At 36.8% G+C, this 17,021-nt stretch carries 14 protein-coding genes; all 14 read right to left on the bottom strand.

All coding sequences use genetic code 11. From position 1 onward, the window contains the following. Positions 1–7: 7 nt before the first annotated feature. Entirely contained in the window at positions 8–3,388 is a 3,381-nt protein-coding gene (locus RQ893_RS01660) for a DUF4815 domain-containing protein (RefSeq protein WP_311481326.1), read from the bottom strand. 9 nt (positions 3,389–3,397) lie between these two features. Then, positions 3,398–3,955 (bottom strand): hypothetical protein, encoded by a 558-nt coding sequence (locus RQ893_RS01655; RefSeq protein ID WP_311481325.1) that lies wholly within the window; start codon positions 3,953–3,955, stop codon positions 3,398–3,400. Between the two features lie 9 nt (positions 3,956–3,964). Next, positions 3,965–5,257 carry a hypothetical protein gene (locus RQ893_RS01650; protein ID WP_311481324.1) on the bottom strand — a complete coding sequence of 431 codons (1,293 nt, stop codon included), beginning with the start codon at positions 5,255–5,257 and terminating at the stop codon, positions 3,965–3,967. 2 nt (positions 5,258–5,259) lie between these two features. Beyond that, a complete protein-coding gene (locus RQ893_RS01645; RefSeq protein WP_311481323.1) occupies positions 5,260–6,333 on the bottom strand; it encodes a baseplate J/gp47 family protein in 1,074 nt (357 codons plus the stop codon). Positions 6,334–6,344: 11 nt separating this feature from the next. Then, positions 6,345–6,989 (bottom strand): LysM peptidoglycan-binding domain-containing protein, encoded by a 645-nt coding sequence (locus RQ893_RS01640; protein WP_311481322.1) that lies wholly within the window; start codon positions 6,987–6,989, stop codon positions 6,345–6,347. Next, positions 6,986–7,672 carry a hypothetical protein gene (locus tag RQ893_RS01635; RefSeq protein WP_311481321.1) on the bottom strand — a complete coding sequence of 229 codons (687 nt, stop codon included), beginning with the start codon at positions 7,670–7,672 and terminating at the stop codon, positions 6,986–6,988. Before RQ893_RS01635 ends, RQ893_RS01640 begins: the two co-directional genes overlap by 4 nt. A gap of 11 nt (positions 7,673–7,683) precedes the next feature. Beyond that, positions 7,684–8,403: a hypothetical protein gene (locus tag RQ893_RS01630; protein WP_311481320.1), complete on the bottom strand. Its 720-nt coding sequence runs from the start codon at positions 8,401–8,403 to the stop codon at positions 7,684–7,686. Further along, positions 8,393–9,715, bottom strand: a complete 1,323-nt coding sequence (locus tag RQ893_RS01625; RefSeq protein ID WP_311481319.1) for a hypothetical protein — start codon at positions 9,713–9,715, stop codon at positions 8,393–8,395. Before RQ893_RS01625 ends, RQ893_RS01630 begins: the two co-directional genes overlap by 11 nt. Before the next feature lie 9 nt (positions 9,716–9,724). Further along, positions 9,725–11,764, bottom strand: coding sequence for a hypothetical protein (locus tag RQ893_RS01620; protein WP_311481318.1), 2,040 nt, complete (start codon positions 11,762–11,764; stop codon positions 9,725–9,727). Between the two features lie 4 nt (positions 11,765–11,768). After that, entirely contained in the window at positions 11,769–14,585 is a 2,817-nt protein-coding gene (locus RQ893_RS01615) for a phage tail tip lysozyme (RefSeq protein ID WP_311481317.1), read from the bottom strand. Further along, complete coding sequence (locus RQ893_RS01610) at positions 14,578–14,754, bottom strand: hypothetical protein (protein WP_311481316.1); 177 nt, start codon at positions 14,752–14,754, stop codon at positions 14,578–14,580. Before RQ893_RS01610 ends, RQ893_RS01615 begins: the two co-directional genes overlap by 8 nt. A 64-nt stretch (positions 14,755–14,818) precedes the next feature. Continuing rightward, positions 14,819–15,229 (bottom strand): hypothetical protein, encoded by a 411-nt coding sequence (locus RQ893_RS01605; protein ID WP_311481315.1) that lies wholly within the window; start codon positions 15,227–15,229, stop codon positions 14,819–14,821. A 5-nt stretch (positions 15,230–15,234) separates the two neighbouring features. Then, the gene (locus RQ893_RS01600) at positions 15,235–15,657 is read right to left on the bottom strand and encodes a hypothetical protein (RefSeq protein ID WP_311481314.1); all 423 of its coding nucleotides are present in this window, start codon (positions 15,655–15,657) and stop codon (positions 15,235–15,237) included. A 13-nt stretch (positions 15,658–15,670) separates the two neighbouring features. Further along, the coding region (locus RQ893_RS01595) for a hypothetical protein (RefSeq protein ID WP_311481313.1) at positions 15,671–17,021 on the bottom strand (1,351 nt) is incomplete at its 5' end.

The following is a 17,021-nucleotide window of genomic DNA, read 5'->3' as shown; positions in this document are numbered from 1 at the left end:
TGACCTCCTATTTCATTATGCACTTAAGGCCTCTTACCATAGGTAGGACTGTTGTCTTATTAGTAGTCATAGCTATCTTGACCCTAAAGTTTTTAGCCTTGCTTACTGTTGCTGTATAGGCGTACTCGGTAAAGCCTCCAACTACTTTTACCTTGGCTTCGCCTGATTGACTTAGTGGTTTCCACTCTTTACCATCTACATCTGTTGAGTAGTAGAATGTTACCCCTGTTCCACTTGGTGAATATACATCAGCTATCACCTTTATATCTGTATAGTCTTGGTCTAGAGTAACGTTTCTTGATACATAATTTGACTTGTTTTTATTCTTTAATCCTGCTATCAAGAGTGAATCAAGGGCTATAGCCGGGCTTACATTTCCCTTAGTTTCTATGGTTGCTCTAACACTTAAGCTGTCAAGACTATTATCAAGTAGATTTACTTGTTCTGGTGCCAATGGAAGCCATGTTTTGCCTTCATCTGGTGAATATTCCCATGTTAGGTTTGTGTCTACTGGTACAGAGGTGTCAGCTAGTAGATTAAAACCATCAAAATCTATATTAATAAACTTATTAAAGTAAACGTATGAGGTCTTCTCGTACTCATTTACATATAAGTTGAATTTTAGGTTTTCGGTGTTGTGGGCCGTCCATGATAAGGCGTTTGAAGATGAAAACATTAAGCCTGGTACATAAGGATTTTTAGCAACTATTTCTTTTGTTAGTAGGTCTTTTTCTCCTAGTTCTTGTGCGAAAATAGCTGACTTATTAGATGTGGTTAGGACTGTAAAAGCATAGGTTGTGTCTTTCTTACAGTAAACTGGGTTTTTAAATATTACCTTTGTTTCTACTGATCCATCTTGACTGATATTTATATCTTCGGTTGGTATTATGGTTTCGGCTAGAACTACATTATTTGGATAACCATTTGTACACTCTCTAACTTGGACTATAACATTTTTTGTTTTTTCTATTGCTCCAAAGAAAATCCCAACGCTATCAAGCATATGGTCTTTTTCTAGGCTAAAACTTTGTGCTACTGGGTCTACATACCTAACTATGTGTGTTTGAGTATATACTGTAGTTACCTTGGTGTGGGTGTTTGTTGTTACACTCTTTCTCAATCTGCCATTAGCGGTGAATGTGTCCATACCTCTAAGATTTGGCAAGTCTTCAGCATAGATTTCTATGTTTACTGATCCACACCTAGTGTTTTTTGGTATAGTAAAGCTTGCCTTTACAAGTCCCTTACTATCAGCTTTTAGAGAATACTTATCTTTTCCCTTATATGTTTGACTTTCTGGCTTAACTTCAACCTTCATATCGTTAAAAAGAATTACTATTCCGTCTTGATTTGGGCTAAAGTTTTCCGCCTCGACCTTTATATCAATAGGCCTCATATATTCAATAGCGCTTAAGTAGGTTTGGGTGTTGGTAGTTATTTCATCTTTTGTACTCCTACTTACTTCTTTGCTAGAGCTAGATTCTCTTTCTTCCGACTTTCTTAAAACAATCCTTCTGTCTACATTTGTTCCCAGGGACTCATGCCTTACTACTGTCCCTCCGTCCCTTTCTAGGATTATGTTTTCTTCATCTATCCAATTATCAACTTTAGGACTAATATTAATCTTAGGTTCTTCCGGGAAAGATGTATAAGGATTAATTCTTTGTAATTTTGTTGCATAAGGCTGGTCATCTGACTTGATTATAGTAGATTCTGCCGTTGCTATTCTTTCATAAATTCTAGCCTTGCTTGTTTGGTCTTTATCGACTGTTAGCTTGCTTACTGTCTCGTCATGGCCTATAGTTAGGACTTGGTTTATAGGATCTATAGATGCGTCATACTCTTTGTGGTTTATGTCCGATTTTGAAAAGCCTAAAAATCCATCTGTGAAAATTCCCTTAAGTAGGGTTGGTTCTTCACCTTCCATAGCCTCTTTGTCAAGGTCTGTTATAGCTTGGTTTATCTCCATGTCCGACAATCTTTGTGCTAGCCTGATTATAGTCGCCATAGATGTCCTGGTGTTTAAAGCGTTTTTGATAATTAAAACGTCATTTTTTGGCCTTACTATGATATTTCCCATTAACAAAACTTCTTGGTCGTTTATATCTGGCTCATATACCTTGTCTACTGTGTTTGCTTGGCCTTTTACCACCCTTACTAATCCGTTTTTATCCATGGTGATTGAGGCCATATAAGCTAGGAAAAATTCATAGTCAATTTGCATTTGCGAATTATCTACCGGCTTATCTCCACCGCTTAATAACTCTATATATGAGACTTCGTTGTCACTTGATAGCTTATAATCTGTTCCTTGTACCATTTGTTTATTATAGGTAAAGGTGATTGTGTAGGTTGCACCTAATTCTGGTTGCTTGCCTCCTGCAATCCACCTAACTGTGTTTGCTTCAAGCCTAAAATCTGTATTCTTTTTATATTCAGTTCCTGAAGATTTTTCAGTTATTTTTTGTATATCTACAACTGGGTTGTATTGTCCTGGTATTGGGTCTGATCCGTTTACCGCACCTTGCCTTGTTAGGTCGGTTGTAACTGATATTAGGGCTATAAGCTTTTTAATCTTGTCTACTGGGTTGTTGTTTAGTGGATAAATATTGTTTGATTTCTCAAACACTTTAGGCTCTGCTATAACCTCTCTAATCGCTGTAGACCTTTCTACTGGGATTGTTGTAGCATAGGTCTTTTCTATCTCATAACCTAAAACATAAGCCTTACCTTGGCTTAAGGATAGGTATAGGCGGTCTTCATCATATTGGCTTTTCTGTGACAACTCCATACCATAAACCTTATAGTGGCCCGATTCATCATAAGTTCTTCTGGCTAGGGTGTTATTAAGTTTATCTATAAAGCTTGTGTCTTCTTTAGTGCTTGTGTTTACTAAGTTGCCATCATTTAAAAGATAAATTGTGGTAGCTTCATCATCATTGACTGCTAGTTTTAAGGTTTGTTTAAACCTGTCAGCTCCTGGTCTACCAAAGTTTTCAAAACCTGCTGAAGGTGATAATAGTTTCTTATCATCATTTGCGGTGACTATTGATTCTTCAATCTTTACCCCTATTCTTTCTGTACCTATTCCCTTCACCTCGATTTCTTGTTCTTTGAAGTTTCTGATTAGGCCTTCGTAATAGATTTCACCACTGGTAACTAGGACACTTTTTTTATTATCTCTTATGATGATTTGTGCACCGCTTTTTATATCACCGTCTTTTAAGAGAGTATCAGCAAGCTTTTTTAGTTGGTTTTTTTGTATAAGCTGGACCTCGTTTAACTCTGCCGCTTGAAGCATCATTCCTGGTCTATATAGTAGACCATTATAATCCTCATCTATTATCCTAGAGTAATAAGGTGCTTTTGATTGGTCAATTCTTGCCATTTTTACCTCCTAGCACTCTATAATCATAAAGTAGCTATCTTTAGTGTCAGCCTGTCTTGTAACTACTTTTCTATTGTTTAAAACTTCTAGTATGCCAACATCTTCTATGTCTTCAGCTAATAGGGCACTTTTCTCTCCTACCCCTTTTTTAACTTTAACGTGTGAGAAAATCCCGATTTGCCTATAGGATAAAGGTGGTAATTCGTCAAAGGCTATAACCGTTTCTAAGAGTACCCATCTAGCTTTTTCCTTAAAGGCTTCTTCTCTGGTGATGGTCTTAAAATTCATGCCCGCATACTCTATTTCTCCATTTTCATCTGGCTTTACCAGGGCGACTCTCTCAGCCTTTTTAAGCCCTATTAGTTCTTCTAAGTTTTCAGCGTTAGGGTTTGGCTCTGGTGGTATAAAGTCACTATCATTTTCATTTTCAGACCATGGACTAGATTTGCCTAGACCAAAATAAATTGGTCCACTTTCTACAAAGGCTAAGGCTCTAGCACAATGTGCTGCATTTGTGATGATAGGCTTTCTTTCATAAACATTTTTATATACTGATTCAACAGCCATTCTTACCTCCTACTTAATGTTTTTTATTAAAATTTCTTCTTGTTTTTGTTTTTTATCTTCCATATGCTCTTTTATAGCAATCTTGATTGACTTAGAAGTCCTAGGATCTAAAATTTTAGCCTCATTAAATATAAGGGCAAAATCATCTAGACTTAAGTTTCCTGCCGTATCAAAGCTAGCTATTTCTTCTAGGCTGGCATAGTCTAGTATGTTATCCTGGTCAAAATTAAAACCGTCTTTGTCTTGATAAAAACTAACGTATAAGCCCCTATCTTTAGATATAAGGCTTGTTTTTTGCTCTATAGGTGCTAGGTTTTCTGTTAGATAACCTTCATCAAGCCTTTCAGCAAAAAAGCTATCCTTTTCAAGTTGGATAGCTTCTTCTATGGTCAAGTCTTTAGTTTTCTTTAGATAGGTCCTGCCTATATTTTCATAGGATAGTAGGCTTATTATAGGTGATCCTAAATGGTTTCTTATAGGGCCTGTTGCCATAATAGACCTTTCCAAAACTGGTCCACTCCAAAATACTTTGATATTTCCATCTAGTAAGTCTCTTTGGTCTATCAAACTGCCAAAACTAGAGTCATTAACCTTACTACTTGCACCGTCAATCATAGACTTAAAGGCTTGTCCTGGTTCTATAGGATAAATGTATGTGTACCTATGGATTCTCTTAAGTATATTGTATTTGTCATCTTCTTTGTTTGGGTCTTCTACAATATCCCATGCTGGCGATACAGAAAAAGTTATTTGCACGCCACCTGCTTTTATTTTTTTAAGGTATTCTATAAGCCCCTTGCTTATCAAAGAAGAATCTGATATTGATATATCAACTACTCCATAGTTCCAATATTCGTATGATACAAGCCTGCCTGGGCCATCAATGTAACCTCTAGAGTCGCACTTTATAAGCCTAGTCCACGGCTCGAAAATCCTTATATCGCCATCTTTTATATCAGCTTCAGGATTATTTTTCTTAATATATCTTGTTGCGGCATTTGTTAAGGCTCGGTTGGTTGACTTAGGGGCTAGGATTTCCTCGACAATTCTTTTCCTATAATCATCATCTTTTTCTTCAAAGTCTCTTAGGACTCCAAAAACATTACCCCAATAATCAAGCCAATCTTCGGTTGCCGTATCTATTGCCATTTCAAGTAGGGCTAAATTTAAACCATCTTTTTGTAATACTAGGCCTTGGAATATAGCATCTATGATTATGCTTTTTGCCCTGCCATCTTTATCAACATTAAGCTTATAAAGAGCAATTAAGGATTTGTAATAAATTGAATTTAATAGTTTCATCTTTAATCCTTGCTATTTATTGTGCTTGTATTTACCGCTATGGATCCTGGTCTTATAATTTCATTTGCTGCTATATTTATATCTTTTAGGTTTTCTATGTCTATAAAGGCTATAGCCTCTTTATATAGGTTACATACATAGGCTAGCAAAGTAGAGTATTTGAGGCTTTCTGATACTTTCATATTTTGCATATAATTTCTTATAGCTACCTCGATCATTGAGTCATAAAGTTTTTTGTTGACTCCCTCTTTATACATTATTTTTAAGTTGTCAATATCAACCTTTATCTTAACCGCTGGTCTTACCTCTACTTCAATACCGCCTGCCCTATACTTATCTATCCCTTTTAAGACGTCTATTTTTAATTCTTCACTTAAGTCTCCATTTTCATCGTGGACGTAAACTCTTACAAAACCTATATAGGTATCATCGATATAGATTCCGCTTACCCCTGGTACTTGTTTAGCTCCATAGGCGATTGCTTCAGCCGTTCCTCTTTGTAAAGTATGCACATACTCTCTAAACCTTTGAGACCTGCTGGCTTCGCTTTCTTCGTTTGTGCCATTTGTTATGTCATTTGTATTGGCTATAATCTCTATATTAGGGCTTCCCAACTCCATTTTGCATATTTCCCCGGCTAGAGCATTTCCTCTTTTGCCTGGTTCTACTGCTTCAATTTTTAAGATAACTGATTGAGACCCCTCTTTTACCTTGATATTTTCTATAGTTTTGTAATATTCTTTTTTTGCCCTTTTGTTGCCTGTGTGGAAAATACTTCCCTTTGGTATGAGGATTTCTTGACTTATAGGTTCACTATAAAAGATTGTTACATAGCCTGTGGCTTTTGTTGCTGGTTTTCTATAAAAAGAAAAAGCATTGTAACAACTATTAGTTATAGCGTGCTCAATGCCTTTCTTTAAGTCATAATAAAATTCTTCACCTTGTAGTGCTACCGACTCTAAAAGAGTTCTTGTTGCTGATCCTACGTTAAAATCTGTTAGTTTATCAGTTCTTGCTGATACCCAATTTATGAGGCTTTCTAGTATGCCTGTGGCGTTTTTTACTCTAAAGGCCATCTTATCACCTCCTATATTATATATTTAAAACTAAAGGGCTTGCCTGGTTCTATAGGGATTACTTCTGCATTAAAGATTACCTGACCTTCTACCACTTTTACGTCAATTTCTTTTATATCCTTAACTCTAAAATCAGACCTTATACATGATTCGATTTCAAACATTATTTTATTTACATTTTCCTGACTATAATTTTTGCCATAGTATTTGTATAGTTCTGATCCAAATTCAGGGTGCATAAAAAGGCTACCTTTTGTGACTGATAACCTTGACTGTAATTGCTGACCTAGGTTTTCAAGACCTGTTACCGTATCAACGTCTGCTTGGTTGATTTCTAAGTGCCCTTTTATTTCATGGTCGACTGTTTTTCTGTGGTATAAGTCTAGGTCTTTTCCATAGGCTGTTGCCTCTATTTCTTTCTTGTCCTTATTATCTGCTATAGTATAAGCCTGTGGGGTTGGTATTAGGATTAAGTCTCCTACTTCGGCTACCCTGTCATTATCCTTGTAAGTATCATCTTCAAAGATAGAGTTGATATAAGGTGGTTCTAGTCGGTTTATTTCGGCTATCTCTTGCCAATTATCAAGGTCGTATTGCCTAGCTATCCTTTGTAAAGAGTCCCCTATTTCTACCCTATGTGTTACTAAGCCTTTCATATTTCCTCGATTTCTACAAACTCATCTTTGAGTTCTTTTCTAATTAAGCATACGTTGTATAAAAGTGTACTTAAGTGGTGGTTCAAATCTACTGTTTTATCTGCGTTCATTTCTTCAAGTTTTAATTTTACATAGTCTATATTGTCTATTAGTCTTTTTAATCTTTCATCTCTTATTTCTGCAAAATCCAAATCATCACCTAGTATATAGTGGTTATATAGGCTGTATCTTAAGCTGTAAGAGTCTAAAAGTATAAAGAGTATATATTTATATAAGTAAGATTGTTTTATGAATCCTAGGTCGTCTAAGACGTCTATAATAGAGCTATCGTTTTTTATATTGTTTGTTGCATAATAAAAAAGTGCATCATTCAGGCTAGTCATATTTTTTAGGTTTTCTGGTATTCCTACATAGTTTTGTGATTGGATTATATAAGAGCTATCCATTATGTCTTTATCCAAATTCAAAACTTTTCCGTGGATTTCGTAAGTCCCTACGCTTACCCTATTCTTAAATTCATATCTGACTGGTCCCTTGTGTACTACATCATTATCAAGGTCTAAGCATACCAAAGAAGCTAGCCTTAAGTCTTTGCATACTTGATAAGCCGTATATGGGCACCATCTTAAGGAGTCAATCTTGCAACCTATAAGTGGTGATAGATTTTTTATTAATTGTTCCATATATCCTCCTACTAAGACCTAGTATTCATGGTTCGTCCCGTTTGGATTGTAGGTGCACTTGACGTCTTTTTACGTCTTTTTTTGCTTACCTGTATTACTACTTTTTTGCTTTCTTGATTATTTTCCTTACTTGCTTCTTGGATATTTACATCTGAAAAGTTAGTAGGTATATTTTCTTCTTTTTCTACTACCGTCCTATCTGATACCGTATTTGATACTGTGTTAGGGCTTCCTAGTGGATTTCCCACAACTTGAAGACTAGAACTTGTTACTGGGTCTCCTACCCTTCTTAAAACATATAATTGTATATCATACTTATAGATTAAGGGCTGATTTATATTTCTTGATATGTTAAGCCTTATAGGTACTGTTACATAAGCTTCACCATCTGTGTGGTTGTAGAAGTTTAAAAAATCCTTAACTTCCCTACCGTCGCTTATATCGTCCATAACTCCAAGTGTTAGTTTTTTTAATTCCAAAAACTTTTTATATCCATGTTGGTTATCTTTGCTATTCCCTCTAAAACCTGTAGTCCCTGTGATATTTAGTTCTTTAAGTCCTGATCCAAACAAGTCTACAATGGCACCGCCTTTTGTGTAGTGGACGTTTACCCTATTAGGTATCTTAAAATCATAGGTTTCTGGGTTTAGGTCAAAGACGTATGATAGGCCTTTATAGACCATTTCCATTCTTTTTAATTTATTGTTACCATCATAAGCATTACCATTCATAGTTATCCCTATTTTCCGTTCCTGTTTCTCCAGGGTCTTTATATCTCATACCCTCTGTGTCGACTTCCTTTATTTGGTTAAGATAGGTCTTATCGTATAATTCTCTATCAGTTATAGATACAGTCGGTGCATTAAGCCTTATATTGTCATCTGCATTTATTCTTATAGCTTTCTTTGAGTCTAGCCCTATATTCCCTTCAGTCTTAACTTTTATGTCATTATTAGAGTCTATACTGATTTTTTGTTCAGTTTTGATTTCTATGTCTTCTGACGAATTAATCCTTAAGCCCTTATCAGTAAGTTCTATTTTTGTTAGCCCTTTTTCCGTCTGCCTAAAAATACTTATAGTGCCGTCCTTTTCAACCTTAAAAGAAGCAAGGTCGACTATTTCTGGCACTTCCATGTTAGGGCGTGGATTTTTAGCATAATGATTCCTCATTACTTTTTCTTCGGATTTTCTTAAGGTTCTTCTTACATACTCCCTAGGCTCGTTATCTCTTCTAACTCTTTTAAAGCTTTTAGGCTGGGTTCTTATCTCAAAGTTATCTTTCTCGTCTATACCTATAGTAAATAAAAAGTCTTCCTTATCCTTGCTAAACCTTGTTATGCCTAGTCCTGCGTCATGATAAAACCTGTTGTATATACTTTTTAAAGTATCTACCATAGTGTTTTTAGTCACTCTTAAATAGTTAAAAGGTACTATAAGGCTAGTACCTAGGTCATGTCTTATGGTTTTATTGGTGTTTTTATTTTTTAGCGTTAGGTCTTCAAAATTAAAGCCGTCTTCTCTGTGGTCGCTCATTTTGTGGATTTTGCCGACTGTAAAAGCTCCGTTGCTTTCTACACTTTCAAATTCTCCGTTGGCGTTTCTATACTCATAAGATTGATCTTTATTTACTGATATTTTTTCCCCTCTTGCAAGTAAAGATTCCCCATAAGCATCTTTCCTAGGGTTTACGTTAGTTTCATTTTTATCCCATGTTGGCAATGATCCTAAGATTATTGGTTTATACTTTCCAGACCCTATAAAGCCTAAGACAACTCTTTGCCCGACTTGCAAAGGGGTATAGTTGCCGTAAAAGTTTCCTGTAGTTTCATCATAGCCTGAATAGCCTTCTATTTGGACTGGGGCGTTTATGACTCCATCTGTAGTTTGGTTGTCTCCCATAAAACTACCTGATTGTAAGAGTATATCAGCTGTGCCATTCTTATCATAGACTCTAGATACAGTTCCTATTACAAGTTTTCCAGAATTATCTATATCATTTCTTTTTTCATATTCTACATCACCTAATCCTGCTTGTAGTCTCATAGTTACCTCCTAAAGTCCATATATCCTAAGTCCTACAGTCCATCTTGAAGGGTCATATTTCCACTTGCTAGGTCCTGAAGGTACTCCATAGGTATGTGCTCCATAAGTTCTGCCGTCATCACCTAAAAATTCGGTGTGTCCGTCTCTTAAGAGTATATCCCAAGGTTGCACTTGACTTAAGGGTATCTTGTACCACAATTTAAGCCTTTCACCGTCTGCTATCATAGTGTAGGTTGCTGGGGCCCATGTTCCGCGCCATTGTCTGCCCTGTGCCTCCATGGTTACCTTGTAAACAAAGCTAGAGCAATCAGAATAACCTTCATTCATTCTTAAATTGCCCATATCATATGTTTCTCCTGCGTGACTTCTTGCGATTGCCCCTATCTTACTTCTAAAGCCTGTTGGATCAGAATATTGTATAGGTACAAAACTTCCTCCGTCTGTTTGCATATAATCAGCTGGTATATTTGAATAATCAAGGCCTGATAAGTCCATTAGGTCTTGGATTTCTATCATTTTCCATTGATTCCAAGGTTTAGTAAACCTTGTACCATATTTAAGGCCTCTAGTTAGTTGTAGGGTAGTTTGCCAACCTTCAGCATATACAAAGCTATGATTTACATTTTCAATGTAGTATTCCATATCGCTTGATTCAATGTAAAGTCTAGCCCCTACCTGGTATCTTGTATCACCTTTTAGAATTAAGTTACCATTTTCCATTTGGTTATTTTTTATATTCCAGTTGAAAAGGTCGATTGTTTTTTGAGATACACCAGACGTATCTTGTGAGTTAGCCGCTTCAATTTCTGCTTTTGCTTGTTCTTTTAAAATTGCTGCCGCTTTTTCTCTTTCTACTCCGTTGATTTCTTCAACATCTACCCCTTCATAACCTGTAAGTTCTCTGATTTTATCATAGGTCAATAGCTTGGCAATCTTATCTTGGCTTTCTATTTTTGCTTCGTCATATTCGTTGAAAAACTTTTTTAGCTTTTCTTTTTCGATTTCGTATTCATTTTTATTGTGGCCTGCAACCTTCCAATTTCCACCAAAATTACTTTCGCCTGTAGCTCCCATATTTGGTCCTGACTTGTACTTGCTAGTTACTTGTAGTCTTCTAAGTCCATATCTTTTATAATATGGCTCATGCCATATAGGAGCACCAAAAAATTGGTCAAAGTCAGTTATAAGGCTTTCTCCCTTAACTGCATACAAGGTGTAGGTTTCTAGGTCAGACCTGCCTAACTGTTCATCAATTATTTCTCTTTCGTCTACTTTTATTAGTGGTAGATTAGTCCAGTCTTTAGGATTAAAGGGTGTAGGTCTTGATATTAGTGTAGGTTTATTGTCTACAATTTCCCAAAACAATTCATTAAAAGGGGCGTTCCTTAATTCCTTTAAGTAAGACCATAAAGAACCTTGAAATTCAAACGAGTTATATGGGTTGCCTATGGATTCTTCTCTTTGCCTTGAATTATCTAGATATATAGCATTAAAATAGTCTTTAAAGCTTTTGCCATTAGCAAATTTTAAGTCTATACCCTTGTCTATATAATAATCAATCGCTGTTTTTATTAGCTGTGAAGGCGAATGTGGACCATAGACTAAGTCTTGACCCTTGAAAAATCCCACCTGGTTAAAGCCTCCGTTTATTTCTTGGACTGCCCCTACATCAAACTGCATAAAGGCCTTGTTAAATCCCCTACCCGTTATGTTTATTACTCTTTTAGGTTCTAGGTCTACATAGGCCATTGACTTATAAGTGTTATCAACCATACCATAAAGGGCCGTTCCCTTATCTTTGCCTCTTCCTAACTCAATTATAACTAGGTCGCAAGAGTGTATAGAGTCGTACCATTCTTGCCTATAGGCTAAAGATATAGAAAATGTGGCGCAGTCATCTGCGCCTATATCCCTCGTGGTTTCTAGGTTTAAAACATCAAAGTCTAGGTTATCACTCTTTTTAGCTTTAGTCGATTGAAAAATCTCTAAGTCGCCTTTTTCGGTTGCAAATTGAATTTTACAATATGGATTATTAACATCTATATACATTTAATCACCCCGGCACTCTTTGATAAGCTTGGTTGACTTGAATATTTTGTCCCTTGTTATTAAGCTGATTAATTGCCAACATCAACATTTTTTTACACTTTTCAAGTAATTCTTCATCTGATCCGCCTGTTACATTTAGGTTTACATTGATTGTTCCGCCACTTGCCTGGCTTATATCTTGACTTTCCCTATAGGCCTTGGCTTCAAATTTGTTTAAAACCGCTTCATCTTTGTGTAGAAAAGCTAATTGGTTTTCAGCTATCCTATCATTTCCTATGGCATAAGAGCTTATGTTTGCCTTGCCTTTATCCTTTGCGGCACTTGCAAACTTATACCTATAGTCATTAAAGAATTGTTCCGCTGTAGAACCTCTTTGTGCGTTGTGATTTACTGCCGGCCTTTCAAATTCATTTTCAAACTTAGCCGCCGCCCCGCTTGCGCTATTGGTTTTCCTAAAATAATCTAAGAAACTTGCATTATGATTGGTTTTCATTTCGTGCATGAGAAAATCAAGCTGGGTTGGTAAGTCAGTCCATGATTTACTTCTTCCTCTAGCAAATTCTTGCAAGGCTGTAAACCTAGGGCCTTCCCATTGGGCAAGTCCTCTACCTGGTCCCCCGCCATATTGTCGTCTAGATGATTCTAGGCCAGATTCGTGGTAAAGGTTCGCCATAATACCTGATACGCCCGCATCAGAAAAGCCTTGACTTTTAAAATATTTCCATATTTTTTCGGTATTGTTATTTCCTGATAAAGATTCAGTAACTGGTCCACCGATAAGACCATTCATTCTTTTTTGTGCATATTCATCTCTAAGTTGACTGTAGTTAGAACCTGTATTTGATTTGTAGTTGCTTTTTGCCTTTGGTCCTACCTTTTTATCAGTATCAACATTGATATTAAATGGGTCACCTGCTTCTAGTCTATCTAAGAGTTGTTCTTCCCTCTTTACGACTGTTTCTTGTCTTCCTACTAGGTCTTTATTCTTTTTGTCGGTGTGGGCTTCGCTTGCATAAGCCTTATTCCCTACCAAGCTTCTTCCTACTCCACGTCCAGCCTTATCACCTAAGAAGGCTCCTGCAATTCCACCTAGTGCACCGCCTATTGCTGTTCCTACTCCTGGTAGTATCGCTGTGCCTGCTAAAGCTCCAAGTTTTGCACCGCCAAGACCACCGCCGATTGTTCCTAGCCCTGCACCTATGGATCCAAAGCCTTCTTTTTTGTCACCTTCTTTAAAGTGTCCGTAAGCTTCACTTCCATAGCCTAGTGCTGTTATTCCAAGCCCTATACCGCCTGCAACCTTGCCAATTTTACCTGCGTTCTTACCTATAAAGCTACCTACTTTACCTAAGCCGCCTTCACCTAGACCTTTAAATAGGTTTCCGCCTTCGCTACCACCAAATAATAACTTCGGTATGCTTCCTATAACAGAACCACCTACTGCACCTGCTACAGTTGCTCCTGCTAACGAGGTTACATCTTGTACCCCACTTGGCATTGCATTATATATGTCCTTTAGGATTCCTGTTGTTTCATTTAGCTTGTTACCTATATCAAGGCTTGCCGCTTCTTTGTTTAGTTCATATTGGGTATTGGCAAAAGATTTAGAACCTCTAGCCGCATCTATATTGGCTTGCTTTTCTCCACCTTCGCCGTATTTCTCTTTGATTTTTTTGTAGGATTCGGCAGTTCCGGACTCTAAAAGCTTTACTATTTCGTCTGCTTCGTCCGTGTTTACACCCATGCGGTCTTGAAGCCATAAAGATTTTACTAAAGGATTTCCCATTGAAACTTGGTTTAAGTGACGTGCTAATGATTTTATTCCCTCCGGATTAGAAAAGCCTTGGTCCGCTCTCTTTCTTGCTTCATATAAGCCCTCTGGTCCATATCCAAGCTCATCACCTAGTCCAAACATTCTCAATGTTACATTGTCTTTAGAATTAAATCCGTTTTGTATTTTGCCGATTAGCTCGGCTCCCTTATCACCTTTAAGAGATGGATTTTGTTTAGCTAATTGGGCTTGTAGGCTTGCCGCCATTTCAAAGTCAGACGAATTAACTTCAAGCTTACCATTAGTGATAATGTCTGTAATATCAGCAAGACTTCTAGCAACTTCATCTTCTCGGCCTTTCATACCTGTTGCCGCTATATTAGTGCCTATGGTGTTTGTGTACCTTTCAGCATCTACACCATATAAACCACGTTTTCTTAGGTTGGCATACTCTGATCCTAGGCTATTAGCATTGATTCCAAATGCTAGGTTAGCTTCCATCATAGACTTTGTAGACTCTTGTAAGTCATACTTGCCTATAAGGCCACCTTGTAAGAGTGTATCTTGTAGCCCCATAACTTGGCTTGTATCAAAGCCGTATTCTTTACCTAGGTTGGTTGCGCCTTTCCTAGCCTTATTAAAGTCACTACCATAAATACCTAGTCTATTGTAAGTGTCTAGGGCTTGTTTTTCATACATTGCTGCACTAGAAGCACCGCTTTTTACAAAGCTATAACCACTTCTAGCTGCTCCGATTAAAGTTCCAGCTTTAGTTAGGTTTCCAAATAGCCTTTCTTGGTCTGGTTTGGCTGGTTCATTGGGTGGTTTTATATTAGATAAGTTTTTAGTTAGCTGTTTAATTGCATCAATTAAGTCGTTATTTGTATCTTTGCTGGCAAATTCTGGTCCTACATTTAATTTTGAGTCGGTAGAATTTACGCTAAAATTGTTGGCTTTTTTCTGGACATCATCTATGTGCTTGCCTAAGTTGGCAAAACTCTTTTTAGCATCTTCTGTATTAGCACCTACATTAATTCTAATATCACTCATCTATTTCCACCTCCTCCCATTCATCATCATTTGATATATCAACCTTTTTCTCCGTTTCTAACGGTTCTGGTGTTTCTTCATTCCAATATTCTTCAAAGTCTGGGTCAGCATAACTGCGCTTGTACTTAACTAGATTTTCTGGATTATCAAAGTAATTTAAGGTTTCCATAAGTTCTAGGTCAAACTCATTGTATTCTGCTAGCCTTCTATCAAATATTGGGCAGCCTAAAATTTTACTTGCTTTCCAAAGACTCCTCGTCCACGGATTTGACGCTATCTCCTTCGTGTTTATCTGATTCATTTTTTGGACGAAAGGAATTTTCAAAATCTTTCACTTTTCCGTATAAATTAAAAATGACTTTAGGGTCGTCTATATAATCAAGGTTGTACCAATCTGGCTTTTTAATAATTACCTTATCTAGGTAACAAATAGCTTGTGTTAGTAGATAGGTTTCCGTAAGCATAGTGTTTACATCTGCCTGCTTTAGTATGGTTGATGCCTTGGCTTCCGCCTCGATTCTATCCATAATAGAAGGGAATTTCACTAAGAAATTCCCCTTTACTTCTTGGCCTTGGATTCTTGCTTCTATTTCAATTTCTTTTTGCCTAGCCCCTAGGCTTATAAATTCGTTGATACCCTTCATCTTCTTTATTCTCCTTGGTCACATGATAAGAATTGTACTGAGGCGTTTTCTCCTGCTATGGCGTTAGCCCTAACTGTAGAAGTGTAGTCGCTAAAAGTACAGCCTCTATACACTCTCAAAGTTTTGTTATCCCACTTATTGATTACTTCAATATCAATAATATCTTTTTTTAGAATGTCTTCGCCTAGTCCGATATAACCTACACTTGCTAGATTTTCATTTCTAAGCATATATCTTTCCAAAGTAAAAGACCCCTCATATCTATTTTGTACGTGTTCCTGTGGCATGATTGATCCGATTTCATACACACCTTCAGTACCGTAAGATATTCTAGGGTCTAGCGATTGTGCTCTTCCTACTTGTTGGCCGTTAATTTTAAGTACGACCGTTGCACCCGTTACGACAGTTTGTTTTTCTGCACTTGCCATTTAAACCACCTTTCTATATTTCGACTTCATTTATTCTTAATTCTTCGCCATAAAACGTAACATCAATAAAGGTAAAGTTAGTTACTTCTGTTGGTGCTACATCAAAGCTTAAATAAACTCGATCGTTTTTCTTTTCTATATTCACGTTCCTATAAGCTACAATGATTCCGTCTTTCTTATATTGTTGAAGTACTGATATAGCTCTATTTCTTGCTGATTCTAAAGCAGAATAAGGTGTTAATTTTCCTGTTAAAAGCCTATCTAAAGACTTTCTAATTTCTTTTGATAGTTGATCTGCTATAGCCCCTGTAGACCTTTCAGTCTTTAGTGGATCGTTGTATTGGGCGAATGTTGTATAATCCCATACGAGTTTTGGGTAGAAGGTAAATTGGTTATCCCTACCTGCTACCATGTCATCAAAGAGGATTCCATTATCAATTAGCTTGTTTTTCTCTTCCTCTGAATAAGTCTTCTCTGGCTTTAGGTACTTAAAGACATCTGCTGTTGCACTCTCTACTCCTAGAAAAGCAAATCTACCTGCATACATGGCTGCATGGATATAGGCTGGATATAGAATGTTGTCATAATCATAAAATCCTTGACCTGTAAATTGGACTCTTTCGTGTTCTAACTGTTGCTTTAGGTTGATTTGTTGTTCAACCGACATATTGTTAGCTCCACCACAAACAAGTCTTCTTTCCTTGCCATATCTTTCACTCATCTTGATAACGTGTTCTCTACATTCAGCGATTATTCCTATATCATCAGTAAGTGGCACAATATAATCAATATCATATTTCCCTAACTTATCTAGGAAATTAATAAAAGACCTAGCCTCTCTACCTTCAGTTCCGCCACTTAGCGGCTGGAATGAATAGTCTTCATAGTTAGATACTTCCCTGTTAATAATGGTTACTTCTACTAATGAGGATTGAGTCTTTGTTGTCTTTTTAATATCTCTTAATACCGCTGTTATTGGCTTGTTGTCTTTAATTTCTGCCTTATCGTAAAAATCTAAGTCATATACGGAAAGTTCACTATTTACTGTTTTTACTGGCTCTACTGCATAATTTTTGTATCCCATTAAGAATAAAGCAAGGCTTCTTATATTTCTGAATTGGCTAGGATTTAGATTAACATCTATATCGACTTTTGCTTTTTCAGCACTTTCACCTATATAGGTTTGAAGTTTTATAGCGTTGCCTTTGCCGTCTGATACTATAGATAGGCTTGCATAAGCTTGTTCGCCCGTATACTTGATTGAAAAAGCACCGCCTAAGTTATCAAACTTTTCGTATTTATCATTCTTAGCATTGTGAATAGTTAAGCACTTTGTACCTGCGATAGTTCCATCTGATAAAGCG

It is taken from the genome of uncultured Anaerococcus sp., from assembly GCF_963510915.1.
In the GTDB taxonomy this organism is placed as follows: domain Bacteria; phylum Bacillota; class Clostridia; order Tissierellales; family Peptoniphilaceae; genus Anaerococcus.
This window is presented reverse-complemented; position numbering and strand designations above follow the sequence as displayed.